Here is a 26,015-nt window from a genome sequence, read left to right as displayed (position 1 = left end):
TGTCTCCTCACGCCGCTCTGTCGAGACGGCCGGTGATGGCGCGTCCGTCGGTGGAAAAGGCCATGAGATGGCGGGTATCGAGCGCCAGGTTCACGCGCGTGTCCGGCTCGATATTGCGGATGCCGGGCTCCAGCATGACCCAACGTGCGCCGGCGCTCTCCACATGTACGAAGCTCTCCGAACCGGCGATCTCGCTGATGATGATCCGCGCCGGAAGCACGGCTGCCGCATCCGAGGTGCCGTCGAGCGACAGATGGTAGGGGTGAAATCCGATGGTGCAGGGACCGTCGGCGATATCGGCGAGATGGGCGGGAACCGGCAGAAGCGGCGCACCATCCTGCAGGAAGCTGCCACCGGACTTCACCACAGCCAGTGTGTTGAGCGGCGGATCGGCAAAGGTTTTGGCTGTGACCAGATCGACTGGCCGGCGGTAGACGTCGATGGTCGGGCCGAACTGGCTGATGCTGCCGTGATGCATGGTCGCGGTATGGCCGCCGAGCAGCAGGGCCTCGCCCGGCTCGGTGGTCGCATAGACGAAGATCGCGCCGGAGGCCGCGAAGATCTTCGGCAGTTCCTCGCGCAGTTCCTCGCGCAGCTTGTAGTCGAGGTTGGCGAGCGGCTCGTCGAGCAGCACGAGGCTTGCATTCTTGACGATCGCACGCGCCAGCGCCGTGCGCTGCTGCTGGCCGCCCGAGAGATTGAGCGGCGTACGTGCGAGATAAGGCGTCAGCTTCATCAACTCGGCCGCTTGCTTCACCTCGCGGTCGATGGTGGCGGCATCCTTGCCGGCGATCCGCATCGGCGAGGCGATGTTCTCATAGACCGTCATGGCGGGATAGTTGATGAACTGCTGGTAGACCATGGCGACCGAGCGATCCTGCACGCGAACGCCGGTCACGTCCTTGCCGTCGAAACGGATCGTGCCGGAGGTCGGCTTGTCGAGGCCGGCCATCAGCCGCATCAGCGAGGTCTTGCCCGACAAGGTCGGTCCGAGCAGCACGTTCAGCGAACCGCGCTGCAGGACGAGGTTCGTCGGATGGATGTGCGTATCCGCTCCTACGACCTTTGTGATGTTCGTCAGTTCCAGCATGTCTTTCCTCCCAGCCCGCGGCGCTCCCTCCTTGGAGCAGCCTCAGGCGACGCAGCGCGCCGTCAAATTCTGCATGTCATCCGCGAGCGCGCTCGCCTCGGTTCCCGAAAGGTTCAGTCCGAGCTTCGTGCGGCGCCAGAGGATATCCTCCGCCGTGCGCGCCCACTCCTGTTCGATCAGATATCGAACCTCGGCTTCGTAGAGATCTGCCCCGTAATGCCGCCCGAGCGCCTCGATCGTCTGCGCATCGCCGACGATCTTCCCGGCGAGCGTTCCGTAGAGCCGGACCAGCCGCCGTGCGTGGCGATCGCTGAGAAACCCGTAGCGGTTTTTCAGTGCCGCCACCTCGGCCTCGTAGCCCGTCGGCGCAAAGTCGCCGCCCGGCAATGTGCTCTTGGCCGTCCAAGGCACGCCCTTGTCGCCGATCGCTTCGCCGATCTTTTCCAGCGCATGCTCCGCAAGACGGCGATAGGTCGTGAGCTTGCCGCCGAAGACGTTGAGCAGCGGCGCCGCGCCATCATCCGCCTCGACCTTCAGCACGTAGTCGCGGGTCGCTTCCTGCGCCTTCGATGCACCGTCGTCGAACAGCGGCCGGACACCCGAATAGCTCCAGACGATGTCCTCGCGGCGCACGGGTTCAGCGAAATATTCGCTGGCCGCCTTGCAGAGATAATCCGTTTCCGCATCCGTGATGCGAATGTCCTTGGGGTCGCCGGTAAAATCCTGATCCGTCGTGCCGATCAACGTAAAATCGCGCTCGTAGGGAATGGCGAAGATGATGCGGCCATCCGGGTTCTGGAAGAAATAGGCCCTGGGATCGTTGAACTTCTGGCGGATGACGATGTGGCTGCCCTGCACGAGCCGGACATTGTGGACCTCGTTCTTGCCGACCGCGTTGGAGAGCACGCGGTCCACCCAGGGACCCGCCGCATTGACCAGCATCCGCGCCGTGACGCGCCGGACCGGGCCGCCCTTGCCTTCCTGAATATCGACTGCCCACAGCTTGCCCTCGCGCCGGGCAGAAACAACGCGGCTACGCGAAAGGATCTCCGCGCCGCGATTGGCAGCGTCGCGGGCGTTCAGCACCACGAGGCGCGCATCGTCCACCCAGCCATCCGAATATTCGAAGGCCTTGGTGAAGAGCGGCTTCAGCGGCTTGCCGGCGGGGTCGCGCCGCATGTCGAGCGTCTTCGTTGCCGGCAGAAGCTTGCGGCCGCCAATATGGTCATAGAGGAAGAGGCCGAGGCGAATGAGCCATGCAGGACGAATGCCGCCCTTGTGAAACGGCAGGACGAAGCGCATCGGCCAGATGATGTGCGGCGCCATGGCCCAGAGCACTTCGCGCTCCATCAGCGATTCCCGAACCAGCCGGAACTCGTAATGTTCGAGGTAGCGCAGGCCGCCATGAATGAGCTTGGTCGCGCCGGATGATGTGCCCGATGCAAAATCGTTCATCTCGGCAAGGCCGACCGAGTATCCGCGGCCGATGGCATCGCGTGCGATGCCGCAGCCGTTGATCCCGCCACCTATGACGAAGATATCGAAAGGTTCCTGCCCAGTCATGTTCCCCACCCCTTTCGCAATGCAGCATAAATGCGCATCTGCGAAACATGGACATCTAAAGCGAAATGAAAACGAATGTCAAATGAAAGCGTATATAAAATATCGCTTGATAACCGAAAAAGGATCAAGCGGTCTCCATCAGCTCCACATTATGCTCGCGGCAGATGGCGCGAATGCTCTCGGACGGACAGCGATCGGTGATGAACGAATCGACCTGGGAGATGTGGCCGATACGAACCGGCGCCGTGCGATCGAACTTCGACGAATCAGAGACGAGAATGACGTGGCGCGCATTGGCGATAATGGCCTGAGCGACCTTGACCTCGCGAAAATCATAGTCGAGCAAGGCCCCGTCCTCATCGATGGCGGAGACACCGATGATGGCGAAATCGACCTTGAACTGGCGGATGAAATCGACCGCCGCCTCCCCCACGATGCCGCCATCGGACCCGCGCACGACGCCGCCGGCAATGACGACTTCGATCTGCGGATAGACCCGTAAGCGATTGGCAACATTAATATTGTTGGTGATCACCATCAGCGACTTATGATCGACAAGCGCGTCGCCCACCGTTTCCGTTGTGGTGCCGATATTGATGAAGAGAGAGGCATTGTCCGGAATGAGCGCAGCGGCGGCACGGCCGATCGCCTGCTTTTCCAGGGCGGCCATGGAGCGGCGCTCTTCATATTCGACATTCTCGTTGCCGCGCGGAATGACGGCTCCGCCATGAATGCGGTTGAGCGCACGCGCATCGCAAAGGTCGTTCAGGTCCTTGCGGATCGTCTGCGGGGAAACAGAGAAACGGAGCGCGAGGTCCTCGACCAGCACACGGCCTTGTTCGCGCGCGATCGATATGATCTCGCTCTGACGCGATGATAGCAGCACGACGACCTCCCTTTCGTTTTCTTCAATCTAGGCAGAAAACGAAAGGAGCACAATCGACCTTAGTGCGTTGTTGCGAGAACGGCCTCGATCTCCGCCACCGAGGGCATGGCAGGCGCCGTTCCGCGCCGTGTCACGGAGATGCCGGCCGTCGCGCAGCCGAATCGGACGGCCTCCAACGGATCCCGCCCGGCGGAAAGGGCCGCGGAGAAGCCGCCGACGAAAGCATCGCCCGCCCCCGTCGTGTCGATCACCGGCCCGACACTGAAAACCGGCAGATGATCGGACTGCCCCGATGTGTGCAGAAGGACGCCACGACCGCCCAGCGTGATGACGGCCGCGCCGGCGCCGCGCTTCAATAGTGCGTCCCCGGCCCGGCGCGCATCATCGAGCGTTTCGATACCGAAGCCGACGAGGGCCGCCGCCTCGGTTTCGTTGGGAATGATGTAGTCGCTCAAACCGTAGAGTACATCCGGGAAGATCTCGGCCGGGGCGGGATTGAACACGGTGACGACGCCGGCATTTCGTGCGATTTCAAGCGCTCGCTGCGCGGCCGCCACCGGCTGCTCCAGCTGGGTAACGAAGATGGCGGACTGCTCGATGGTTACGCGGGCCGCCTCGACATCCTCCACGCCGATCGTACCGGCTGCGCCGGGATAGACGATGATGGCGTTGTAACCATTGTTCTCGTTGACATAGATGAACGCCGCGCCTGTCGGCTCCGTATCCATGACGGTCAAAACCGGCGTGACGCCGGCATCCGCGTAGGTTTTCTGCGCGAGATCGCCGAACGTGTCCCGACCGATCTTCGATATGAAGGAGACGGTAGCACCGGCGCGGGCCGCGGCGACCGCCTGGTTGGAACCCTTGCCGCCCGGCCCGACCGCAAATCCGCTGCCACGAATCGTCTCGCCGACCACCGGCATGCGCGCCGCAAGATAGGCCGTATCGGCCACGAAAATCCCAAGAATCGATACGCCGTTCTTCACGTGTCTTCTCCTCTCGACCGGCTTCTCCTCCCGATCACCCGCTTATCGCCTCGCAAGCCCACAGCCTGTCATGGGCTGCAGCGCGTCTTATCCCTTATCGTTCATCGCGGCACGCAGCGTCGCGTTGACCCGCTCCTGCCAGCCGGGACCGCCGGACTGAAAATGCGCCAGCACATCGCTGTCAATCTTCAGCGTCACCATCTCGCGGGTCTTGGGAACGGCCTGACGCTCTACCGCAGGAGCAACGGGTTTCTTGACGGGTTTGAACAGCGCTTCGGCTGCATCCTTGGCGCTCATAGGCCGGCGGGGGGTGATCGCCATCGATCGTATCCTCATGTCGAGTGGAAAATCCGACTCTATCAGCAATTACGATCGCACGTGACGGAATCCGCGTGGTTTTCGCAGCGTCCACAAGCGAATTTTCAGGCAAGCCATGCCGGACATCCAATGCGGACGGAGAGAGGTCTCCAAGGGGGCTTTCGACGGTGCATTCTCCAGATTTACGACAGTATTTCGACGCATTATCCCCCATTATCCGCTACCTTGGCGCAGGTAGCAGGCCGCAAGCGTTTGACAAACCACATTCCGTGCCGTACAACATGCTCATCGATACTTTGTTTGCCGATCGTTTTTTTGCTGCGCTCTGCGCCACGTGATAAAATCCCCTCTCAAAAGTCGACAAAAATCTCGCCATGCGTCGTATGGCGGGCAACGAATATTGCACTGAAAGGGTTTGTCATGACCACAGGCACCGTAAAATGGTTTAACGCTACCAAGGGCTTCGGCTTCATTCAGCCGGACGACGGCTCGGCCGACGTTTTCGTTCACATCTCGGCCGTCGAACGCGCCGGAATGCGTGAAATCGTCGAAGGCCAGAAGCTCGGCTTCGAGCTCGAGAAGGACCGCAAGTCGGGCAAGATGTCTGCCGGTTCGCTCCAGGCGGCTTAAGTCTTTCGCTCCTCTTGACCGCGGATGTACCGGCATGGGAAGCATGAGATGGTGAAAGGTCAGGCGGATGCCTGGCCTTTTTGCGTCGGCTGACAATCACGATCGGCAGAGTTTGCAGGTTTTGCCGGCGGCGCACGTTCTTTCGCGCGGCGCGGATTTGAGGCATAATGCGGCGGCAGATCCGAACGGGCCTGCAAACTCGCCGACCCACCCCTGGTGGGCTGTCGCGGATCCAGCCAGTGCAGAAAGACGCGGCAGCTTCGCTGCCATCGAGAAAGTAGAACAAGGAAGACACGTTGAGACACCCGAACGACAATGGCTTCAACGAACGCCGCAAGACGGCAATCGAAGCCAAGAAGCAGCTCCTCGCAAAATTTGCTGCAGCCCCCAAGCCGACCGATCCTGAAATGCAGGCCCAGCTTGCGGCTCGCGAAGCGACCGCCAAGGCCCGTGAAGAGCGCCGCGCAGAACGCGAAGCCCTGAAGAGGGCCGAGAACGAACGTCAGATGGCCGAGGCCGCCGAAGCCGCCGCTGCTGCCGAAGCCAGTGAACGCGCCGAAGCCGAAGCCCGCCAGGCGGAAGTCAACGATCGTGTCGCCCGCGTCGTGGCCGACGAGGCAGCGCGCAAGGCCGAACGCGACCGTCGCTATGCGGCACGCAAAGCCCGTCAGGGCTGACGTCTTCTGGCAATCGGACGATGGCGGTGCACTGCGCCGCCATCCCGCAGTTGCCAGCTTTCATACGCCGTGCCGACGCGCCTCTTCTCCCCTGATCGCTCGCGGTTGTTGGAGCCTCATACAGCGCCCGACCGACGATCTAGCGACAGCGCACTGTAGTGCTCTCTAGCTGCTGCATCATTTTTTCCTGAAATCGACATCGATTGAAGGATGTCTGCAGCAACCTCGACCGCCGAAGTCCAATGATCGGCGCTGACAAGCGACAGATCGGACGGCGTTTCGCAAGGCCCGCCTGCCGTAGCATTCTCTTTGGCGGGCAACCGCTTGCAGCCTGCCGTGCCCGTGAGATCGTGAGATCGTGGCCCATATGAATGTGGGAGGGCGCTTATCCCACTTGAAGGACCCGAAATGACCGCTCTCACACTGACGCCGACGCAGATCCGCGGATTGAAGCTTGCCAAGGACGGCAATCTCTTCCCGCAGGAGGCCAAGAAGTGGACGCACGAAAACGCCACCATCACCTATGCGAAGACCGACCGCTTCAAGGAACGCCCGCAGAAGATCAAGTTCGTGACCACCACGACCCTCGACGAACTGCGTGGCATGGGCCTGCTGCGCACCGTCGAGGCTGACAGCGCACCGCTGGAAACGCCGCACGAAATCACGATGGCGGGCAAGATCTGGCTGCTCCAGAACAAATAATCAGCCGTTCGGCAACGCTCGGCATTTGCGATCCCATCGGCGTCTTCTCGGCATCGATGGTTCGCGTGCGTCTGCAGACATGACGTTTCTGGCGTCATTTGCGGTATCGTCGCCTTAAAGCTCTTCGCAGACCGTTCCGGCCTTGCCGACGGGCGTCGTTCGTTCATATAGGTAGGACATGCGGCTGACACCGCGCGTCCATCCGATATCGAACACGAAAACCAGCACCGAAGGCCCGGACATGATCTCGCTCACGCATCTTCGGACACGGCTTTGACGGATTCAGCAGAGACGGGCCGCCTCCGGCAGCTCGGCTGGTCGGACGTGTTCGCCGAACAGCTCGCGCCTGATGAGAGCGATCTGCACATTCTCCGCGTTTCCTCCGTTCACCGCTCGCGCATCGACGTGATCGATGTGGACGGCGCTGCGGACGTGGTTCTGGCGCCCAATACGAATACCGCCGATTTCGCCGTCGGCGACTGGGTGCTGGCATCGCCGTTCACCCGTGACTTCGTGCGGCGTCTCGACCGCAAGACGGTCCTCCAGAGGCGAACCGAAGGCAGCCACGGGCAGCAGCTGGCGGCCGCCAATGTCGATACGCTTTTCATCGTCACATCCTGCAATGCGGACTTCAATCCGGCACGGCTCGAACGCTACCTCATCATGGCGAACCAGGCGGGAACGCGACCGGTCATCGTGCTGACGAAGGCCGATACCGTCGAGGACGCAGAGACCTATGAAACGCAGGCGCGCGCGCTCCAGCGCGACTTGCCCGTCGTGGTTCTCAATGCCCGCTCGCCCGATGCTCTTTCGAAAATCGCACCCTGGTGCGGCCCGGGCGAAACGGTGGCGCTTGTGGGGTCCTCGGGAGTCGGCAAATCGACGTTGGTGAACACACTTGCCGGGTCTGGCGCAGAAGCGCAGCAGAAGACCGGCGAAATCCGTCAGCATGATGCAAAGGGTCGCCACACGACCACCGCCCGCTCGCTCCATTCCATCGCCGGCGGCGGCTGGGTCATCGACACGCCGGGCATCCGGACGCTCTATGTGAGCGATGTCACCGATGGCATCGACACCCTGTTTGCCGAAATCATCGAACTCGCTCCCCTTTGTCGCTTCCGCGACTGCACCCACCAGCACGAACCGGGATGCGCCGTCCAGGCGGCGATTGCGGGCGGCACGCTTGACGCCGCGCGCCTTGAGCGCTGGCGCGGGTTGCTGGCCGAAAACCGGGAGAAGACGCCGGTTTCGAGCGGTCCGAAAGGCAACAAGATCTTTCGGAAGAAGAAATACTAGCACGGCGCCAGACCGTGCAGCCAAAGCCTGTTTGGCAAGCCGGCACAGGTGCGCAACCCATTGCCAAGTCTGCGATATGGGCGCAAAGTGTTGCCATCGGCAGCAGATGATGCGGGCGCTGCCGTTCGGGGTGATGAAGCCCTGGCCCCAAGCAAAGGAGGACATCATGTCTTCCAAATCCACCGCATTTGTTCCGACTTTCGCTTCCCAGACGGCGCTCTTCCTCGTAAAGGCGACGCCCATTATATCGCTGGTCTTCATCACCTACTGCACGCTCATGGGCTTCGTCTGGTAGACCAGTCGAGCCCACAAACACACTCGGAGGACATCATGGCCAAAGGTCAAGTTCGCGGTAACAAGGAAACCCGCAAGCCCAAGAAGGAAAAGGCAGCCGCAACCCCCGCTCCCGCGCTCGGTTCGCAGGTCAAGGCCGCAGCTGCTGGCAAGAAGGGCTGAACCGCTCCCGCTCGTGCCGGCTGCGCCAACGCGCAGCGGCACGGCTGTTCGCGTTCCGAGCTTCGTGAACGACGGATTAACATGCGTGGAAACACCCGCATCATTCCTGCAATGACAATCCATTTCAGATTGAGATGACGCAGCAGATATAAAGCGCCGCAGCGAAGCTGATTGCGTCAGACATGACGCGCGGCCAGGTGCGATAGGTCGCCATCTCCCGGCACCCCTTGTCGAATCGCACCCGCCGCAAGAGCACTCCCCCTCCCCAAGATCTACCGGATTGCCCACGAAGTATGCGTTCGCGGATGAAAGTTTTGGCACGCCGCTGAGATGTTCAGCAGGTTTTTACCGGACGGTAAATTTTTGACCTTTTGATAAATTTATCGCTGGTGCATTTTCATTTTTCGGTGCAGGTTTGCCGTCAAGCAGAGCCCGAAAGGCGGGGTTCAGGCAGGCAAGAGGGGATCGCACCGTGGAAATTGGCATCTTCATCCCGATCGGCAACAATGGCTGGCTGCTCTCGGAGAACGCTCCGCAGTACAAGCCGACTTTCGAGCTGAACAAGGAAATCACCTTGAAGGCCGAAAAGTACGGCCTCGATTTCGTGCTGTCCATGATCAAGCTGCGCGGCTTCGGCGGCAAGACGGAATTCTGGGATCACAACCTCGAATCCTTCACGCTGATGGCCGGCCTTGCCGCCGTCACCACCCGCATCAAGCTATTCGCGACGGCCGCCAGCCTCGTCATGCCGCCCGCCATCGTGGCGCGTATGGCGTCCACCATCGACAGCATTTCCAACGGCCGCTTCGGTCTGAACCTCGTGACCGGCTGGCAACGTCCGGAATATTCGCAGATGGGCCTGTGGCCGGGCGACGCGTATTTCTCCAAGCGCTACGAATATCTCGCGGAATATGCGACCGTTCTACGCGATCTTTGGGAGACCGGAAGCAGCGACCTGAAGGGCGAGTTCTTCCAGATGGACGACTGCCGCCTCTCCCCTCGCCCGCAGGCCGACATGAAGATCATCTGCGCTGGGTCCTCCACCGCCGGCATGGATTTCTCGGCCGAATATGCCGACTATAATTTCTGCTTCGGCGTCGGCGTCAACACGCCGAAAGCCTTTGCACCGGCCGCCGAACGGCTGATCGCGGCGACGGAGAAGACCGGCCGTGATGTCTCCTCCTTCGTGCTCTTCATGATCATCGCGGACGAAACCGACGAAGCGGCCCGCGCAAAGTGGGAGCACTATAAGGCCGGGGCCGACCAGGAGGCGATCCAGTGGCTCGGCATCCAGGGCGCGGCGGACACGCGCTCCGGCACGGACACCAATGTCCGCCAGATGGCCGATCCGGTCTCTGCCGTAAACATCAACATGGGAACGCTGGTCGGCTCCTATGAGACGGTCGCCCGGCTGCTCGACGAAGTGCCGACGGTGCCCGGCACGGGCGGCGTCCTGCTGACGTTCGACGATTTCCTCAAGGGCGTCGAGGATTTTGGAACGCGCATCCAACCGCTGATGGCCTGCCGTCAGCACGTGAAGACGATGACCCTGGAGGCTGCACAATGAGCGAGACCGTGACCGCTGGCTACCAGTTGCCCCGCCGCCATATCCAGAGCGTGACCGTTCCCGCGCGGCCGGAACCCATCAGCCTCAAGCCAAACGAAACGGCCGTGGTCGTCGTGGACATGCAGAACGCCTATTCCACCGAAGGTGGTTATGTCGATCTCGCCGGCTTCGACATCGCCGGCGCCAAGGGCACGATCGCCAACATCAAGAAGACGCTGGATGCCGCTCGCGCAGCCGGCGTGCTCGTCGTCTACTTCCAGAACGGCTGGGACAAGGACTATGTGGAGGCCGGCGGCCCGGGATCGCCGAACTGGCACAAGTCCAATGCGTTGAAGACCATGCGCGCGCGGCCGGAACTACAGGGCCAGCTTCTCGCTAAGGGCACCTGGGACTACGCGATCGTCGATGAACTACAGCCGCAGCCGGGCGATATTCTCGTACCGAAGACGCGCTATAGCGGGTTCTTCAACACAAACATGGACAGCGTGTTGCGCGCCCGCGGCATCCGCAATCTGGTCTTCGTCGGCATCGCCACCAATGTCTGCGTGGAAAGCTCGCTGCGCGACGCCTTCCATCTCGAATATTTCGGCGTCATGCTGGAAGATGCGACGCATCATCTCGGACCGGAATTCATTCAGCAGGCGACGGTCTACAATGTCGAGAAGTTCTTCGGCTGGGTTTCCACCGTCAACGATTTCTGCGGCGCGATCTCGCAGGTCGCACCCGATCAGGCCTGAACCCGGTAACGCGCAACGCCCCACTTCGATCAAGGAGATATCATGCCCAAGTCCATCATCGTCCCTGAAGGCACGCACAAGCCGATCGCCCCGTTTTCTCCCGGCACGACCGCCGATGGCGTCGTCTATGTCTCCGGCACATTGCCCTTCGACAAGAACAATGACGTGGTTCACGTCGGCGACGCCGGCGCACAGACCCGCCACGTGCTCGAAACCATCAAGTCGGTGATCGAGACGGCCGGTGGCACGATGGACGACGTGACGATGAACCACATCTTCATCACCGACTGGGCAAACTATCAGGCCGTCAACGCCGTCTATGCCGAGTATTTTCCCGGCGACAAGCCGGCCCGGTTCTGCATCCAGTGCGGTCTCGTGAAGCCGGACGCGCTGATCGAAATCGCGACCATCGCCCATATCGGCTGAAATCGGTCGCACCCACGACCGTAGGGCCGGATACCGACAAAGGCGGACCCATGCATTTCGATCTTCACGGCCGCACCGATGCAGATGCCCGCACCGTTCTGCTGTCCTCCGGCCTCGGCGGCTCGGGCGCTTACTGGGCAGAGCAGATATCGGCGCTCGCACCCGATTTCCGCGTCGTGACCTACGACCATCGCGGCACGGGCCGAACGGGCGGCGACGTGCCGGAGACCGGCGGCATCAGCGCGATGGCGGATGACGTCCTTGAGATACTGGACGCGCTGGATATCGATCAGGTCGACTTCGTCGGTCACGCGCTCGGCGGCCTCATCGGGCTCGATATCACGCTCCGCCAGCCACGCCGCATCGGTCGTCTCGTGCTGGTCAATGCCTGGAGCAAGGCGGATCCGCATTCGGGCCGCTGCTTCGACATCCGCATCGAGCTTCTGGAGAAATCCGGTATTCCCGCCTTTATCAAGGCGCAACCGCTGTTTCTCTATCCTGCCGTGTGGATGGCGGAAAACCCCGAGCGCATGGCCGCCGACGAAGCCCATGGCATCACGCATTTTCAGGGCAAGGCGAACATCCTGCGCCGCATCGCAGCACTTCGTGCGTTCGACATCGACGACAGGCTTGCCGAGATCGGTCACGAAACGCTGGTGATGGCGACGAAGGACGATCTTCTCGTTCCCTGGACTCGCTCGCAACGGCTGGTCGAGGGTCTCCCCAATGCCGTACTGGATCTCGTGGATCATGGCGGGCACGCCATCAACGTGGTCGATCCCGGTCCGTTCAATTATCGTCTGCTGCAGTTTCTCACAGGCCGGAACGACACGAAAGCTAGCATCTCATGACCCTCGCCGCTTCCAGCCGCACCGATTTCTCCGAGATCACGGACAACGACACCCGGCGTGCGCTCTTTCGCGGTGCAATGGCGAAGCTCGGGGCCGCCGTCAACATCATCACGACGGATGGGCCGGGCGGGCGAACCGGTTTTGCAGCAACGGCCGTCTGCAGCGTGACCGACGATCCGCCGACTCTGCTCGTCTGTCTGAACCGCTCGGCTTCGGTGTATGACGCGGTCACGACCAACAAGGTTCTGTGCGTCAACACACTGAATGCCGGTCATCAACCGCTCTCGCATCTCTTCGGCGGCAAGACGCCGGCGGCCGAGCGCTTCGCCACCGCAGACTGGTCGGTTCTGACGACAGGTGCTCCCGCACTCGACGATGCGCTGGTGTCATTCGATTGCGTGATCGAAAACACGGTCTCGCAGGGGACGCATGACGTGCTCTTCTGCCGCGTCGTGTCCACCGCCACCCGCACGGAGGGACAGGCACTGTTTTATTTCGACCGGGCGTATCATGCGGTTTCCGGCTGATCGCTGCGCGAGCCGGAAACCAGAACCGTCGAAAATCTCTGGCCGGAAGACCAGATTTTCAAACGACGGGATAGGGTTTCCGATCTGATCGACCGGAAACCTTATTAGACTCCTACCATTCGGCAACGCTGCCGTCGGAATGACGCCACAGCGGGTTGCGCCAGCGATGGCCTTCCGCAGCACGGGCGATCACGTATTCCTCGTCCACCTCGATGCCGAGGCCTGGGCCCTGCGGGATGGAAACGAAGCCGTCCTCGTAGTGGAAGACCTCCTTGTTGGAGATGTAGTCGAGGATATCGTTGCCCGTATTGTAGTGGATGCCGAGGCTCTGCTCCTGGATGAAGGCGTTATAGCTGACGGCGTCCACCTGCAGGCAGGCCGCGAGCGCGATGGGGCCGAGCGGGCAATGCGGCGCCAGCGCCACGTCGTAGGCTTCGGCCATCGCCGCGATCTTACGGCACTCGGTAATCCCGCCGGCATGCGAAAGGTCCGGCTGGAGGATATCGACGTAGCCGTCGGTCAGCACCTGCTTGAAGTCCCAGCGTGAATACAGCCGCTCGCCGAGCGCGATGGGCGTCGAGCAATGATTGGCGATTTCCTTCAGCGCCTCGCGGTTTTCCGACAGCACCGGCTCTTCGATGAACATCAGATTGTAGGGCTGCAGCTCCTTCGCCAGCACCTTGGCCATCGGCCTGTGCACGCGGCCATGGAAATCGACGCCGATGCCGATATGCGGGCCGATCGCCTCGCGGATGACGGCGATCGTCTCGACGGCACGCTCCACCTTGTCCCAGCTATCGACGATCTGCATTTCCTCGCAGCCGTTAAGCTTGATGGCCTTGAAGCCGCGGGCGACGACCTCGCGCGCATTGTTGGCGACGTCGCTCGGACGGTCGCCGCCGATCCAGGAATAGACCTTGATCTTGTCGCGAACCTGCCCGCCCAGAAGCGAGTGGATCGGCTGGCCGAGGGCCTTGCCCTTGATGTCCCACAGCGCCTGGTCGATGCCGGCGATGGCGCTCATGTGGATGGCACCGCCACGGTAAAAACCGCCGCGATACATCACGTTCCAATGATCCTCGATCAGGAAGGGGTCCTTGCCGATCAGGTAGTCCTCGAGCTCGTGGACGGCCGCCTGCACGGTCAGCGCCCGGCCTTCGACCACGGGCTCGCCCCAGCCGGTAATGCCCTCGTCGGTCTCGATCTTCAGGAACATCCAGCGCGGAGGCACGATGTAGGTGGTCAGTTTCGTGATTTTCATAGGATCTGTCTCGGGAGTGACGGGTGGTTCGGAAGGAAAGAAGGTGGTCAGGACGACGGCGTTCGCGGATGCTTTCGCAGCGCGGTTGCCAGATCGCGGGCCGCGAGGTCCAGCATGCGCATCGAACAGTCCCGGGCGGCGGCCTTGTCCCGCACCCTCAGGGCCTCGATCAGCGCGCGGTGGATATCCACGGCTTCGCCCCGGGCGTCAACAGCCTCGTTGGAGGCATGCAAGGCAAATTCGAGTGCTGCCTGGATGATGCTCGACAGCTGCATGAAGACCTGATTGTGGCTCGCCTTCATGAGATTGGTGTGAAAGGCGACATCGGCCGCCGTGAAGGCTTCCACATCTCCCTCGGCGTCCTGCATGCGCTGCCAGGCGCTTTCGATCTCCGCGATCTCCTGCACGGTCGCGCGTTCGGCGGCAAGCTCCGCCGCAAAGGGCTCGGTCGCACGACGCGCATCCAGAATGCTCTGCAGAAGGTCGAGATCGAAGATGCGCGGGCCGATCCATTCCAGCACCTGCCGATCGAGCAGGTTCCACGCCTCGCGCGGGCAGATCTGGGTGCCAATCCGCGAGCGCCCCCGCACCATGCCCTTCGATTCCAGGATCTTCAGCGTTTCCCGGATCACGGTCCGGCTGACACCATAGCGGATGCAAAGCTCGTTCTCGGTCGGCAGCATGCCGTTCGGCGGGAAGATATCGGCGCAGATATCGGAGGCGAGCGAGCGCGTCACGTTTTTCTGTACGCGCGGACGCTTGACCGAAACGTCGTTGCCAGCCGTTGCAGGCAACAGAGCGATGCGTTCACGCGGTCTTCTCATAAACGCCTCCTCTTGTCTGCTCATCGGGCTTCACATTCCAATCCGGCGGATGTTGCGCGCGTGATATGGTCTGGCAAATCACCAACACTGGGCGCAATAAACTAGATTTCCAATCATCATACAATAAAATTTCTGGATATGATGAAAGATTTTACGCAGGCTATGGGCCTCTGGCCTCGCTCGACCGCCGCTGGCCTTCGGTCGTAGATTTTATGTGTCCTCGTAAATTTTTTTTCGCCACCAATACCTCATGCAATGATGTCCGAGCACTGCATGCCGTCGGAGATTGGCCGCACTGCGGCAACTATATGCATTCGCGCTGAAATTGCAGAACGGATACTGCGGCGCGTTGCAACCCTTTACCACTTTGCAAACACACGCGCATTAGCGCCGTCAATTGAAGACGACGCGCAAATGCCTTTGACGTAAGGACCGTTGCATGTCGCCCCAAATAAAGGGTTGCAAGTGCCGCGAGAGGAGGATTACCCCAGATAGAAAGGCACCAAGCGTGTAAGGACCTTGGGAGGCGTATATTAACCTCTCGTTAAGTTTTTAAGTGCAACCTTACGGAGAACCAAGGGGTTTGGCTTTACAGAAAAACTAGAGGTCTCGTGATGTCGATCATGTCACGTTTTACGCGTGACGCCTCTGGCGTCGCCGCGATCGAGTTCGCTATCATAGCGCCGTTTTTTCTGGCCGTTATGTTCACGATGGTTGCTTGGGGCCTTTATCTCGGGGCGACCCATTCCGTCCAGCAGATCGCAGCCGACACGGCACGCGCTGCCATTGCCGGCCTCTCGGCAAGCGAGCGCAATGCCTTGGCGTCCGCTTATATCGGCGCGATGAAGCCGGGCGAGTTCGCTCTTATCAATCAGAAGAAGCTGAACGTCTTGGTTGAGGACGACAAGGTTCGCCCCAATCAGTTCACTGTCAAGCTCACCTATGATGCCAGCGATCTGCCGATCTGGAACCTGATGACATTCGCCCTGCCGGATAGCATCATTGCGCGCTCCGCAACGATCCGGATCGGGGGTGCGTAATGCCGGCCCCTCTCAACCGAAAGATGCAGGCTTTCCGGTCCCGTCGAGACGGCAACGTCGCCATCATGACGGCCCTCGTCCTGCCCGCCTGCATCAGCGTGCTCGCCATCGGCGTCGATTACGGCCACCTGACGCTGGAGCGCCGGGAGATGCAGGTTGCAGCGGATCTGACCGCCATCGCGGTCGCCTCCGATATGGCCCATGCGGAAGCGGCGGCCTTGTCGCATATCGAGAACAACCGTCTGAACCTCCTGCTGAAAACGCCACAGGGGTTGAAGACGCCGAGTGGTGTTGTCGTTCCGGAAGCAGCCATAGCGGGCACGACAGGTCGCGTGACCCTCGAAAAAGGCCGCTACGTCGCCAATGCCGCTCTGGACGCTGATCAGCGGTTCCAACCGGGTGTGGCACCGAGCGATGCCGTGCGCGTCACCGTCGAGCAGCCGGGAACGCTGTTCTTCGCCTCGATGTTCACCACCCCACCCCTCATGTCGGCCGTCGGCACGGCCGCCATGACCAAGACTGCCGCCTTCTCCATCGGATCGCGCCTCGCAAGCCTTGAAGGCGGACTGCTGAACGCGATTCTCGGCAAGATGCTCGGCACCACGCTCGATCTCAAAGCTGTCGATTACCGCGCTCTGGCCACGGCGGACCTCGACCTCTTCCAACTCACGCGCGGTCTTGCGTCCGACCTCAACCTGACAGCTGTGACCTATGACGAGATCCTCGCGACCGATATCACCGTGCCACAGCTTCTGACCGCGATTCTGCGTCACGGCGGTCTACCGTCCAGCACGACGACGCTCGTTTCGAAGATCCGGCAATCCCTGCCGGCAAGTGGCAAACGCCTGTCGCTCGCCCGGCTCATCGATCTCGGCAACAAGGGACATCTGCGCATTGATGCGCCTGCGGGGCTCGGCGTGAAGGTCGGCGTTCTTGATCTGCTGCAGTCGAGCGCGGCCCTTGCCAACGGCGCTGAGCTCGTCAAGGTCGATACGAAACTCGATCTCCCCGGGCTTGGCTCGGTCGATCTCGCACTGGCCATCGGTGAGCCACCGGTCGGTACACCGCTCCACCGCGTCGGCGAACCTGGGCAGGCCGTTCGCACCGCGCAGGTCCGCGTCGCCCTCGCCATCAAGATCGACGGCCTGGCGGACCTGCTCGGCATCAAGATCAGTCTTCCGCTTTATATTGAGGTCGCGCATGCTGAAGCGAAGCTTGCAGGCATCCAGTGTCATGGCGGCAAGCCAAGCAATGCGACCGTCACGATCGACACGGTTCCGGGCGTGGCGGAGGTGTCGATCGGCCAGGTCGATGCGGCAGCGTTGAAGAATTTCGGATCGTCACCGCGGGTGACGAAGGCAAAGCTGGTCGAGTCCGGCCTCCTCACGGTCGAGGGGCTGGCGTCCGTCGATGTCGGTAGCGCGCAGGTCAGGAAGCTGACGTTCACGCCGGGAGACATCGCGGTGGGAACGACGAAGAACGTCTCGTCGAGCGGTCTCCTGACGTCGCTGACCCAGTCCCTTCTGGCCAATCTCGAAGCGGAGATCCGTCTACCATTGCTCTCCCTGATGACGGACAAGGTGGTGCAGGCCGCGCTGGCAAAGACGCTGGGCGCCGTTACGCCCAGCATCGATGCGCTTCTCGAACGGATTCTCGCCGTTGCCGGCGTCCGCATCGGCGAAGCGGATGTCCGTGTCACCCAAGTCGACTGCGCAAACCCCGTGCTCGTTCAATAACCCGGGGCAAGACCCAAGACGTTCTGAGTTCGACCAAGGAAACCGGTGCACATGTTCACTGTCCTCGAATGCGTCACGGATCGGCACGACCGGTCGATCACCGTCATCTCCGGTCTGATCGCGCTTCTTGGCATGCTCGCCTTCCACCACCTGCTCCTGCGCGCGGAAGAGAGCACCGCCAGCCGACGCCGAAACTGGCGACTGGTTGCGGCCTTTTCGGCCGGCCTCAGCGTCTGGGCCACGCATTTCGTTGCCATGCTGGCCTATGAGGGAACGGTCGCGCTGCGATTCGACCTGATGTTCACGACGCTCTCCGCCGCCATTGCCGTCGTCGGCTTCTGGCTGGCCATCCGGCAAGGCTTTCTCGGCGCCGGCTCCATGGTCGCCTCCGCCGGGCTTATCACCCTCACCGTTGCCGCCATGCATTTCGTCGGCATGGCAGGACTTCGCGCAGAAGCGAATCTCGACTTCGACTGGGGGCCGATTGTCGTTGGCGCCGTCGTTGCGTTCGCGCTGTTTATCCTGTCGCTTGTGCTCTTCTCCCGTCTGCGCGGTCTTTTCCGGATCGCGGCCCCTGCGATCTGCGCAGTCCTCGGCGTTTGCACGCTGCATTTCGTCACGATGTCGGCAACGATCATCACGCCCGACCCATCCCTGCCGGCCGTCGTCATCGACATGGCGGACAATGTCTGGCTGACGAGCGCCATCACGGGCGTCACGCTGCTGATCCTCGTCTCCTCCGCCATCGGCGTCATCATCGACCGGCATCTCGTCGACCTCAAAGGCTTTGCCAACTCCACGCTCGATGGCCTCGCTGTCGTGCGCGACGGCGTCATCCTTGAGGTCAACGCCAAGTTCTCGGCGCTGCTCGATCGCGAAGACGGCGAGCTCATCGGCCGGCGCGCGGATCAGTTTCTGGTCGCGATCGATGGTCAGTCGATCGACCAGCCGCGCCGGTCGGCCGTCGAGGCATCGCCACGCACGGGCGATCATGCCCGCATCTTCGAAGTCGCCGTGCACACCATCGAATATGGTGGCCGCCCTTCGGAGGTCATCGCGGTTCGCGACCTGACCGAGCGGCGCGCCGTGCAGAAGAAGGTGGAATACCTCGCGCGCCACGACATGCTGACCGGCCTCACGAACCGCTCGATCTTCCAGGAAAGCCTCCAGCTGCAGCTGGAGCGTGGCGCGCTGACGGGCAAGCCCTTCGCGCTGCTCGCGCTTGATCTTGATCGGTTCAAGGCGGTGAACGATCTCTTCGGACATGCGGAGGGCGACCGAGTGTTGCGCGACGTTGCCGGAATCCTGCGCGCCAGCTGCCGCGGCGGCGACACGGTGGCGCGGATCGGCGGCGACGAGTTCGTCATCCTGACGGCGGAGGGCGTCGATACGGACGGCGCCGGGGCCCTGGCCGCACGTATTCGCACCACCTTCCGCGAGCGCATGAACATCTCGCTCGATCCGACCGCGGTCGGCGTCAGCATCGGTATCGCCGTTTTTCCGAAGGATGGCGCCGACGCTGACGCGCTGACGCAGGCTGCCGACGTTGCACTCTACCGGGCGAAAGCAAGCGGCCGCGGCATGCACGCCTTCTACGATCTCGCCATGGACCAGGAACGGCGCGACAGGCGACAGCTCGAAAGCGATCTGCGTCAGGCGATTTCGCGCAACGAACTGCACCTCCTGTTCCAGCCGATACAGTCGATCGATGAAGCCGCCATTCTCGGATATGAGGCGCTGCTTCGCTGGACCCATCCGGTGCGCGGCAATGTGCCGCCGGACGTTTTCATTCCGATTGCGGAGGAAAGCGGCATCATCCTGTCGATTGGCGAATGGGTGCTGCGCGAGGCCTGCCGGCAGGCTGCCGGCTGGGATCCAGCACTGAAAGTCGCGGTCAACATGTCGGCCGTCCAGTTCCGCCTTCCCAACCTTGCAGGCGCCATCGCCAGCGTCCTCGATGCGACGGGTCTTCCGCCCGCGCGGTTGGAACTCGAAATCACCGAAACGGCGCTGCTGAAGGATCGTGTCGTAACGCTCGATATCCTGCGGCAGATCAAGGCACTCGGCGTGAAGGTCGTCATGGACGACTTCGGCACGGGCTACTCGTCGCTGAGCAACCTCCAGTCCTTCCCCTTCGACGGGCTGAAGATCGACCGCAGCTTCATCGCCGGGATGGATCACGACGCCAATGCGCGCGCCATCGTCCGCGCGGTTGTCAGCCTCGGCCGCAGTCTCAATCTTCCGGTCACCGCGGAGGGCATCGAGACGCAAGCTCAGTACCGTATGATCGTCGACGAAGGTTGCGCACATGCACAGGGCTATCTGTTCGGCAAGCCGGACACGGGGCCGGAAACATTCATCGGCGTGCGGGAGCATCGCGTCGAACTGAAGAAAACGAAGCCAAGAAAAGAGCGGGACACATGTTTGGATTGAACAAAGGCGCGGGACGGGGATCCGACATTTCGGATGCGCTTTCCAAATCGCAGGCGATCATCGAATTCGACCTCGAAGGCAACATCCTGAGCGCGAACGAGAATTTCTGCCAGGCTCTCGGCTACACGATCGAAGAGATCGTCGGGAAGCATCACAGTCTCTTTTGCGACCCCCAGACGGTCGCATCTGCGGACTATACCGCGTTCTGGAAGCGGCTGGCGGCAGGCACGTTCGATGCCGGCGCCTACAAGCGAATCGGCAAGGGTGGGCGCGAAATCTGGATCCAGGCGACCTACAATCCGGTGATGAAGGGCGGCAAGCCTTACAAGGTGGTGAAACTCGCGGCCGATATCACGGCTGCGAGGGAGAAGGCGATCGAGGATGCCGGAAAACTGGAGGCCATTTCCCGCTCGCAGGCGGTCATCGAATTTTACCCGACCGGCGAAATCATCACGGCGAACGATAATTTCTGCAAGACGCTGGGATATGCGCTGAGCGAAATCACCGGGCGGCATCACAGCCTGTTCTGCCGCAAAGACTATGCCGCAACGCCGGAATACAAGGCTTTCTGGGCACGGCTGGCGGGCGGCGAGTTCATCGCCAACGAGTTCGTGCGCGTCGGCAAAGGGGGCAAGGAGGTCTGGATCCAGGCCGCCTACAACCCGATCCTCGATTCCAGCGGCAAGGTTTGCAAGGTGGTGAAGTTCGCAACCGACGTGACCGAGCGCATGAGCGCCATCGCCGAGATCGGCACGGTCATGAAGGCAATGTCGAACGGCGATCTTACCGCGACCCTCGACCGGCCTTTCGTCCCCTCGATGGAAGAGCTGCGGCACCACTTCAACGCGACGCTGGCGCAGCTGCGCAGTACGATGGAGAATATCGGCATCAGCGTGGCGGCCATCGCCGACGGCTCCCGCGAAATCAGCCAGAACGCCGGGAGCCTGTCGCGCCGCACGGAGCAGAATGCGGCGAGCCTGGAAGAGACCGCAGCAGCGCTCGAGGAGATCACCACCACCGTCAACGATACCAGTGCCCGCGCGCAGGAGGCCGGGAGCCTCGTGAATGAGACTCGCAGCGGCGCCGAGCGGTCGGGAGCCGTGGTCGAGCGTGCCGTATCCGCCATGGCCGAGATCGCGGCATCGTCGCAATCGATCACCGGCATCATCGGCGTCATCGACGAGATCGCGTTTCAGACGAACCTGCTTGCGCTCAATGCCGGCATTGAAGCCGCACGCGCCGGAGACGCGGGCCGCGGCTTTGCGGTCGTCGCGCAGGAGGTCCGGGAGCTGGCACAGCGTTCGGCGCAGGCCGCCAAGGAGATCGGCGCCCTGATCGCCGCCTCGAACGGGATTGTGCGCAACGGCGTGGACCTCGTGGGCGAAACCGGGCGCGCATTGGAGGACATCGTCGGCAAGGTCACCCGGATCGACGTCAACATCGCGGCGATCGTTCAGGCCGGACGCGAGCAGGCCGTCGGTCTTCGTGAGATCAACATCGCAGTCAACGCCATGGATCAGGCAACCCAGCAGAATGCGGCGATGGCCGAGGAGAGCACGGCTGCGAGCGTGGAACTGGCCGGGCAGACGACCGCCCTGCGGCAGCTCCTCTCCGCCTTCACCTATCGCGAGACACGATTGCGCATCGTCGCCTGACGCAAGATGCCGGGATGAGACGCTACTGTACGGCCGCAGTTCCATAGATCAGGTTCGGCAGCCACAGCGATAGTTGCGGGAAGATACTGAGGATGCTGAGCAGCACCATCATCATGGCGAGGTACGGCAGAACTTCCCGCGCATAGGCCATCATCGGCACCTTCATCACCATGGACGAGATATACATCAGCCCGCCGACCGGCGGGGTAATGCCGGCGATGGTGAGGTTGGTGATGAAGATGATGCCGAAATGGACGCGGTCGATATGGACGCCGTCGATGATCGGGATCAGCATCGGTGTCAGAATGATGAGCGCCGCCGAGCCCTCAATCGCCGTGCCGATGACGAGCAGCATGACGTTGATGAGCAGCAGCATGACGAGCGGGTTGCTGGTCGCACCGCCCAGCCAACCCGACATGGCCTGCGGCACCTGCTCCCAGGCGAGATAGAAGCCGAAGGCGGCGGCCGCGCAGATCATCACCATGACGACCGCGGAGTCGCGCACGGCTTCTGCCAGCACTTCGGGGATCTGGCGCACGGTGAATTCGCGGTAGCCGAAGATCGCGACGAAGAGGACGTAGACGACCACTACGGCGCCGGCTTCCGTCGTCGTGAACAGGCCGTAACGCGTCCCCACGAAGATGACGACGGGAATGGAGAGTGCCCACAGCCCGTCGACGAGGGCGGTGCGCATTTCCGCGCCGGTTGCACGCCTGTCGCGAAGCGAGCGATAGCCGCGCTTGCGGGCGATGAAGTGCGTTGTGATCATGAGGCCAAGCGCCAGCACGAGACCGGGCACGACGCCGGCCGCAAACAGCCGGCCGATCGATGTTTCTGCCAAAAAGCCATAGACGATGAGGCCGATCGACGGCGGGATGAGGCTGGTGATGATGGCAGCGGACGAGGTGATGACAGCGGCGAACGCCCGGCTGTAGCCACGTTCGGCCATCTGGATGCCGAGCGTCTTCGCCAGCATCGCCGCATCCGCATTGGCCGACGCGGTGAGGCCGCCGAGCAGCGTGGCGAGCACGGTGCACATCTGTGCGAGCGCGCCGGTCATGTGCCCGACCAGCACGTCGGCGAGCGTCAGAAGCCGCCGCGTGATGCCGGACGCGTTCATGATGCAGCCGGCAAGCACGAAAAGCGGCAGCGCCAGCAGGGACACGGACTGACTGCCTTCCGCCATTTCCTGCGCGAAATTGGACAGGGGAATCATGTCCATGTTCAGGAAGAAGAAGGTGAGCGCACCGATGGCCAGAGCCCAGGTGATCGGCGTCGACAAAAGGAACAGGAGAACGACGACGAGCGAGGGGCCGGCCAAGTGGAAGAATGTCATATGATCGAATCCACGATGCGATGCGTGCGCGGGCGCCAGGGCCGCTCGACGATGAGGTGCTGCACCAGCATGCCGGCGGAAGCGATCGCCAGCGGCGCATAGGCAATGCTGCGGGACAGGTCGAGCGCGATGGTGTGCACATTGCGCGAGGTCCAGGCCTGCCAGAAGAAGAGGCCGGTCATCAGGACGAAGAAGACGGTCAGGAGCACATAGTTGAACCAGCGAACCCCGTCCTGCCAGCGTTCCGGCAGGGCCCCGACCAGGACGTCGATGGCGGCATGCGTGCCGAGACGCACGCCGGCAATCGCTCCGAAGAAGACGAGGTAGGAGAAGGCGAGGATCGCGAGTTCGTAGGTCCAGGCTGCCGGCTGCGGAAAGATGTAGCGGCTGACGATGCCCCAGAGGATGGAGACGACGATGACCAGCAGGGCAAGGACGCCCACGGCCTCATCGAGACGGCGAAGGCTCCAGAGCGGCGGCTCGGTCGAGGTTTCGGCTGAAATGTCCATGAATGCTCCCGGCAAGGGAAAGCCCGGCCTCGTACCCGGCCGGGCCTTCACCTTTTATTGCATGACGGCCTGAATGCGCTCGAACATGCCCGGCGTCAGGTTCGGCACCTTGCCATAGGCGGATTTCGAGGCCGCGACGAACGCGGGAACGTCCACGTCCGAAACGATCTCGACACCGCTGTCGGCCAGTTGCTTGGCATAGCCGTCGTCGGTCTCGATCGTCATTTTCGTCAGGTCGACAGCGATCTTCTGGCCTTCTTCCGTCAGCACCTTCTGCAGGTCTTCCGGCAGGCTGTTGTAGAAGCTGGCCGAGGCGACCCAGGCCGTGAACATCACCTGATGGCCGGTCTTGGAGATGACCTTGCGCGTCTCGTTCAGCTTCGAGCCGGCAATGGAGCCGAACGGCCCTTCGGCGGCATCGACCACGCCCGTCTGCAGCGCATTGTAGACATCGCCCCAGGGAAGCTCCGTCGGGCGGGCACCATAGGTGGCGAAGGTCGCCATCATGATCGGCGAAGAGGGAACGCGCACAGTGACGCCGGCGAGATCGGCGGGCGTGCGGACCGCCTTGTTGGCAATGATATGCCGGTAGCCGAACAGGCCATTCGGCATGATGATCTTGAGGCCCTTGGCCTCGAGCTTCGCCGAGAGCTCCTTGAAGACGTCGGAGGCAAACAGCTTGTCGCTCGCCTCAATGCTCGGGTAAACGTAGGGGCCGGCGAGGATCGACATATCCGGCTCGAACTGACCGAGCTGGCCGTAATCGGTGGCGCTGAGCAGGCTCGCACCGCTCATAACCATCTCGTTGACCTTCTTCTGCGCGCCGAGCTGGTCGCCCGTCATCACGGTGATGGCAATGCGGCCACCCGAGCGTTCGCCGACGCGTTCGGCATAGAGCTTCATCGCCTTGACGATCGGTTCGTTCGGATTGACCTGCGATGTGGAGAATCGCAGGCTGTAATCCTGCGCCTGCGCGACACCACAAAAGGATAGCGCCGCCAGTGCGGACGCTACGAGTATGCTCTTCATGAGACCCTCCACTGCCCGGGCTCCTCCCCTGGCATCATTCATATACGAATACATCTATTATGAAAGAATAGCCATGCTTGGTCAAGATGTAAGTGCCGGCCTTATCTCTGGACACGAAAAAGCCGGACTGCGAACAGCCCGGCTTCCGTGAAACTCAGCAATCCATTGGGCTGGTATCAGCCCTTGAAGGTATAATCCGCGATCGACTGCGCCTTCATCTCGATCGAGAATCCCGGGCGGGTCGGCGGCATGTAGGCCGCGTTCTCGATGATGCAGGGTTCGAGGAAATGCTCGTGCAAATGATCGACATATTCGATGACGCGATCCGTCTTCGTGCCGGAAACGGCGATGTAGTCGATCATCGAGAGATGCTGCACATATTCGCAAAGCCCGACGCCGCCGGCATGCGGCCAGACCGGCAGCTGGTATTTCGCGGCGACGAGAAGCACCGCGAGAACCTCGTTCAGCCCGCCCATGCGGCAGCTGTCGATCTGCACGATATCGATCGCGCCTTCGGCGATGAACTGCTTGAACATGATGCGGTTCTGGCACATCTCGCCGGTCGCGACCTTGACCGGCGAAATCGCCTGCCGGATCTTGCGGTGGCCGGCAACATCGTCAGGGCTCGTCGGCTCTTCGATGAAGAACGGCTTGCAGAAGGCAAGCTGCTTCACCCAGTCGATAGCTTCGCCGACTTCCCAGACCTGGTTGGCGTCGATCATCAGATAGCGATCGGGGCCGATGACCTCACGGGCGATCGTCAGGCGACGGATGTCGTCTTCGAGATCGCGCCCGACCTTCATCTTGACGTGGTTGAACCCCTCGTCGATCGCTTCCTGGCAGAGCCGGCGCAGTTTCTCATCGTCATAGCCGAGCCAGCCCGCGGACGTGGTGTAGCAGGTGTAGCCCTCCGCCCGCAGCACCGCCATGCGCTCGGCCTTGCCGGGCTCGGCGCGCTTCAGAATGTCGATCGCCTCGTCGCGGGTCAGCACGTCGGTCAGGTAGCGATAATCGACGATATCTGCGATCTGCTCGGGCGACATCTCGCTGACCATCTGCCAGACCGGCTTGCCCGCCTGCTTGGCGAGCAGGTCCCACACCGCGTTGACGACCGCGCCGGTCGCCAGATGCATCGCGCCCTTTTCCGGCCCGATCCAGCGCAGCTGGCTATCGCTCGTCAGGTGCCGCCAGTAGCGGCCGGGATTTTCGAGCACCGTGGAAAGCTCGGTTCCGACAACGAGATGCCGCATCGCCTTGATGGCCATGCAGCAGATCTCGTTGCCGCGACCGATGGTGAACGTCAGGCCATGACCCGCAAGACCGGGCGTGTCCGTGTCGAGAATGACATAGGCTGCCGAGTAATCCGGATCGGGATTCATGGCATCCGAACCATCGAGGCTCTGGGACGTCGGAAAGCGCAGGTCGAACACGCGCAGGTCTGTAATGCGGGTCATGGGGGCTCCGGAGAGAGGTAAGATCA

At 62.0% G+C, this 26,015-nt stretch carries 27 protein-coding genes; 15 read left to right on the top strand and 12 right to left on the bottom strand.

All coding sequences use genetic code 11. The annotated features are described in order from the left end of the window. Positions 1–7: 7 nt before the first annotated feature. The 5 genes from C8J33_RS16960 to C8J33_RS16940 form a co-directional block, all read right to left on the bottom strand. Positions 8–1,090, bottom strand: coding sequence for an ABC transporter ATP-binding protein (locus tag C8J33_RS16960; protein ID WP_110801308.1), 1,083 nt, complete (start codon positions 1,088–1,090; stop codon positions 8–10). A gap of 42 nt (positions 1,091–1,132) precedes the next feature. Then, positions 1,133–2,653, bottom strand: coding sequence for a glycerol-3-phosphate dehydrogenase (locus tag C8J33_RS16955; RefSeq protein WP_110801309.1), 1,521 nt, complete (start codon positions 2,651–2,653; stop codon positions 1,133–1,135). A gap of 124 nt (positions 2,654–2,777) precedes the next feature. Beyond that, entirely contained in the window at positions 2,778–3,539 is a 762-nt protein-coding gene (locus tag C8J33_RS16950) for a DeoR/GlpR family DNA-binding transcription regulator (protein ID WP_110728798.1), read from the bottom strand. A 59-nt stretch (positions 3,540–3,598) separates the two neighbouring features. Further along, entirely contained in the window at positions 3,599–4,525 is a 927-nt protein-coding gene (locus tag C8J33_RS16945) for a ribokinase (RefSeq protein WP_132664965.1), read from the bottom strand. An 87-nt stretch (positions 4,526–4,612) separates the two neighbouring features. Then, the gene (locus tag C8J33_RS16940; protein ID WP_110801311.1) at positions 4,613–4,846 is read right to left on the bottom strand and encodes a BrnA antitoxin family protein; all 234 of its coding nucleotides are present in this window, start codon (positions 4,844–4,846) and stop codon (positions 4,613–4,615) included. A 417-nt stretch (positions 4,847–5,263) separates the two neighbouring features. Between C8J33_RS16940 and C8J33_RS16935 the strand changes: the two genes are divergently transcribed. The 3 genes from C8J33_RS16935 (at position 5,264) to C8J33_RS16925 (ending at position 6,852) form a co-directional block, all read left to right on the top strand. Continuing rightward, the gene (locus tag C8J33_RS16935; RefSeq protein ID WP_062478651.1) at positions 5,264–5,473 is read left to right on the top strand and encodes a cold-shock protein; all 210 of its coding nucleotides are present in this window, start codon (positions 5,264–5,266) and stop codon (positions 5,471–5,473) included. 296 nt (positions 5,474–5,769) lie between these two features. Then, positions 5,770–6,150, top strand: a complete 381-nt coding sequence (locus C8J33_RS16930; protein WP_110801312.1) for a DUF6481 family protein — start codon at positions 5,770–5,772, stop codon at positions 6,148–6,150. Between the two features lie 408 nt (positions 6,151–6,558). Further along, entirely contained in the window at positions 6,559–6,852 is a 294-nt protein-coding gene (locus C8J33_RS16925; protein ID WP_110801313.1) for a hypothetical protein, read from the top strand. Positions 6,853–6,966: 114 nt separating this feature from the next. On the opposite strand, the gene C8J33_RS27820 is transcribed toward C8J33_RS16925, so the two are convergent. Continuing rightward, positions 6,967–7,095, bottom strand: coding sequence for a hypothetical protein (locus C8J33_RS27820; RefSeq protein WP_280953119.1), 129 nt, complete (start codon positions 7,093–7,095; stop codon positions 6,967–6,969). Positions 7,096–7,125: 30 nt separating this feature from the next. Between C8J33_RS27820 and rsgA the strand changes: the two genes are divergently transcribed. From rsgA to C8J33_RS16895, 8 genes are all read left to right on the top strand, one after another. Further along, positions 7,126–8,148 carry a ribosome small subunit-dependent GTPase A gene (gene rsgA, locus C8J33_RS16920; RefSeq protein ID WP_110801314.1) on the top strand — a complete coding sequence of 341 codons (1,023 nt, stop codon included), beginning with the start codon at positions 7,126–7,128 and terminating at the stop codon, positions 8,146–8,148. A 166-nt stretch (positions 8,149–8,314) separates the two neighbouring features. Further along, positions 8,315–8,443, top strand: coding sequence for a hypothetical protein (locus tag C8J33_RS27815; protein ID WP_280953120.1), 129 nt, complete (start codon positions 8,315–8,317; stop codon positions 8,441–8,443). A 35-nt stretch (positions 8,444–8,478) separates the two neighbouring features. Beyond that, the gene (locus C8J33_RS27810; RefSeq protein ID WP_280949519.1) at positions 8,479–8,604 is read left to right on the top strand and encodes a hypothetical protein; all 126 of its coding nucleotides are present in this window, start codon (positions 8,479–8,481) and stop codon (positions 8,602–8,604) included. Between the two features lie 472 nt (positions 8,605–9,076). Next, the gene (gene rutA / locus C8J33_RS16915; protein WP_110801316.1) at positions 9,077–10,171 is read left to right on the top strand and encodes a pyrimidine utilization protein A; all 1,095 of its coding nucleotides are present in this window, start codon (positions 9,077–9,079) and stop codon (positions 10,169–10,171) included. Continuing rightward, complete coding sequence (gene rutB, locus C8J33_RS16910; RefSeq protein ID WP_110801317.1) at positions 10,168–10,908, top strand: pyrimidine utilization protein B; 741 nt, start codon at positions 10,168–10,170, stop codon at positions 10,906–10,908. The genes rutA and rutB overlap by 4 nt, the downstream gene beginning before the upstream one ends. Before the next feature lie 42 nt (positions 10,909–10,950). Next, positions 10,951–11,334 (top strand): pyrimidine utilization protein C, encoded by a 384-nt coding sequence (gene rutC, locus C8J33_RS16905; RefSeq protein WP_110801318.1) that lies wholly within the window; start codon positions 10,951–10,953, stop codon positions 11,332–11,334. A gap of 50 nt (positions 11,335–11,384) precedes the next feature. Further along, on the top strand, positions 11,385–12,185 hold the full coding sequence (rutD, locus tag C8J33_RS16900; RefSeq protein WP_110801319.1) for a pyrimidine utilization protein D: 801 nt from the start codon (positions 11,385–11,387) through the stop codon (positions 12,183–12,185). Next, positions 12,182–12,712, top strand: a complete 531-nt coding sequence (locus C8J33_RS16895) for a flavin reductase (protein WP_110801320.1) — start codon at positions 12,182–12,184, stop codon at positions 12,710–12,712. The genes rutD and C8J33_RS16895 overlap by 4 nt, the downstream gene beginning before the upstream one ends. Positions 12,713–12,824: 112 nt before the next feature. Here the strand turns inward: C8J33_RS16895 and dgoD are convergent, their stop codons facing one another. After that, positions 12,825–13,973 (bottom strand): galactonate dehydratase, encoded by a 1,149-nt coding sequence (gene dgoD / locus C8J33_RS16890; protein WP_110801321.1) that lies wholly within the window; start codon positions 13,971–13,973, stop codon positions 12,825–12,827. A gap of 47 nt (positions 13,974–14,020) precedes the next feature. Beyond that, complete coding sequence (locus C8J33_RS16885; protein ID WP_110801322.1) at positions 14,021–14,797, bottom strand: FadR/GntR family transcriptional regulator; 777 nt, start codon at positions 14,795–14,797, stop codon at positions 14,021–14,023. A 614-nt stretch (positions 14,798–15,411) separates the two neighbouring features. Here C8J33_RS16885 and C8J33_RS16880 point away from each other — a divergent pair. From C8J33_RS16880 to C8J33_RS16865, 4 genes are read left to right on the top strand one after another with little or no spacing between them, the layout of a single operon-like run. Then, complete coding sequence (locus C8J33_RS16880; RefSeq protein ID WP_110801323.1) at positions 15,412–15,837, top strand: TadE/TadG family type IV pilus assembly protein; 426 nt, start codon at positions 15,412–15,414, stop codon at positions 15,835–15,837. Continuing rightward, on the top strand, positions 15,837–17,573 hold the full coding sequence (locus C8J33_RS16875; protein WP_110801324.1) for a pilus assembly protein TadG-related protein: 1,737 nt from the start codon (positions 15,837–15,839) through the stop codon (positions 17,571–17,573). Before C8J33_RS16880 ends, C8J33_RS16875 begins: the two co-directional genes overlap by 1 nt. Before the next feature lie 51 nt (positions 17,574–17,624). Beyond that, complete coding sequence (locus C8J33_RS16870; protein ID WP_110807751.1) at positions 17,625–20,006, top strand: bifunctional diguanylate cyclase/phosphodiesterase; 2,382 nt, start codon at positions 17,625–17,627, stop codon at positions 20,004–20,006. Further along, positions 19,994–21,661 (top strand): methyl-accepting chemotaxis protein, encoded by a 1,668-nt coding sequence (locus C8J33_RS16865; RefSeq protein ID WP_132664964.1) that lies wholly within the window; start codon positions 19,994–19,996, stop codon positions 21,659–21,661. The genes C8J33_RS16870 and C8J33_RS16865 overlap by 13 nt, the downstream gene beginning before the upstream one ends. A 22-nt stretch (positions 21,662–21,683) precedes the next feature. On the opposite strand, the gene C8J33_RS16860 is transcribed toward C8J33_RS16865, so the two are convergent. The 4 genes from C8J33_RS16860 to C8J33_RS16845 form a co-directional block, all read right to left on the bottom strand. Continuing rightward, positions 21,684–22,997, bottom strand: coding sequence for a TRAP transporter large permease (locus C8J33_RS16860; protein WP_110801327.1), 1,314 nt, complete (start codon positions 22,995–22,997; stop codon positions 21,684–21,686). Then, the gene (locus tag C8J33_RS16855) at positions 22,994–23,506 is read right to left on the bottom strand and encodes a TRAP transporter small permease (RefSeq protein ID WP_110801328.1); all 513 of its coding nucleotides are present in this window, start codon (positions 23,504–23,506) and stop codon (positions 22,994–22,996) included. Before C8J33_RS16855 ends, C8J33_RS16860 begins: the two co-directional genes overlap by 4 nt. A 54-nt stretch (positions 23,507–23,560) precedes the next feature. Then, positions 23,561–24,535, bottom strand: coding sequence for a C4-dicarboxylate TRAP transporter substrate-binding protein (locus C8J33_RS16850; RefSeq protein WP_110801329.1), 975 nt, complete (start codon positions 24,533–24,535; stop codon positions 23,561–23,563). A 176-nt stretch (positions 24,536–24,711) separates the two neighbouring features. Next, on the bottom strand, positions 24,712–25,989 hold the full coding sequence (locus C8J33_RS16845; protein WP_110801330.1) for an L-fuconate dehydratase: 1,278 nt from the start codon (positions 25,987–25,989) through the stop codon (positions 24,712–24,714). Positions 25,990–26,015 lie beyond the last annotated feature (26 nt).

The sequence above is a fragment of the Rhizobium sp. PP-CC-3G-465 genome (assembly GCF_004343445.1).
Lineage (GTDB): Bacteria > Pseudomonadota > Alphaproteobacteria > Rhizobiales > Rhizobiaceae > Ferranicluibacter > Ferranicluibacter rubi.
Note: the sequence above shows the minus strand (reverse complement) of the source record. Positions and strands in the feature narration are given on the sequence as shown.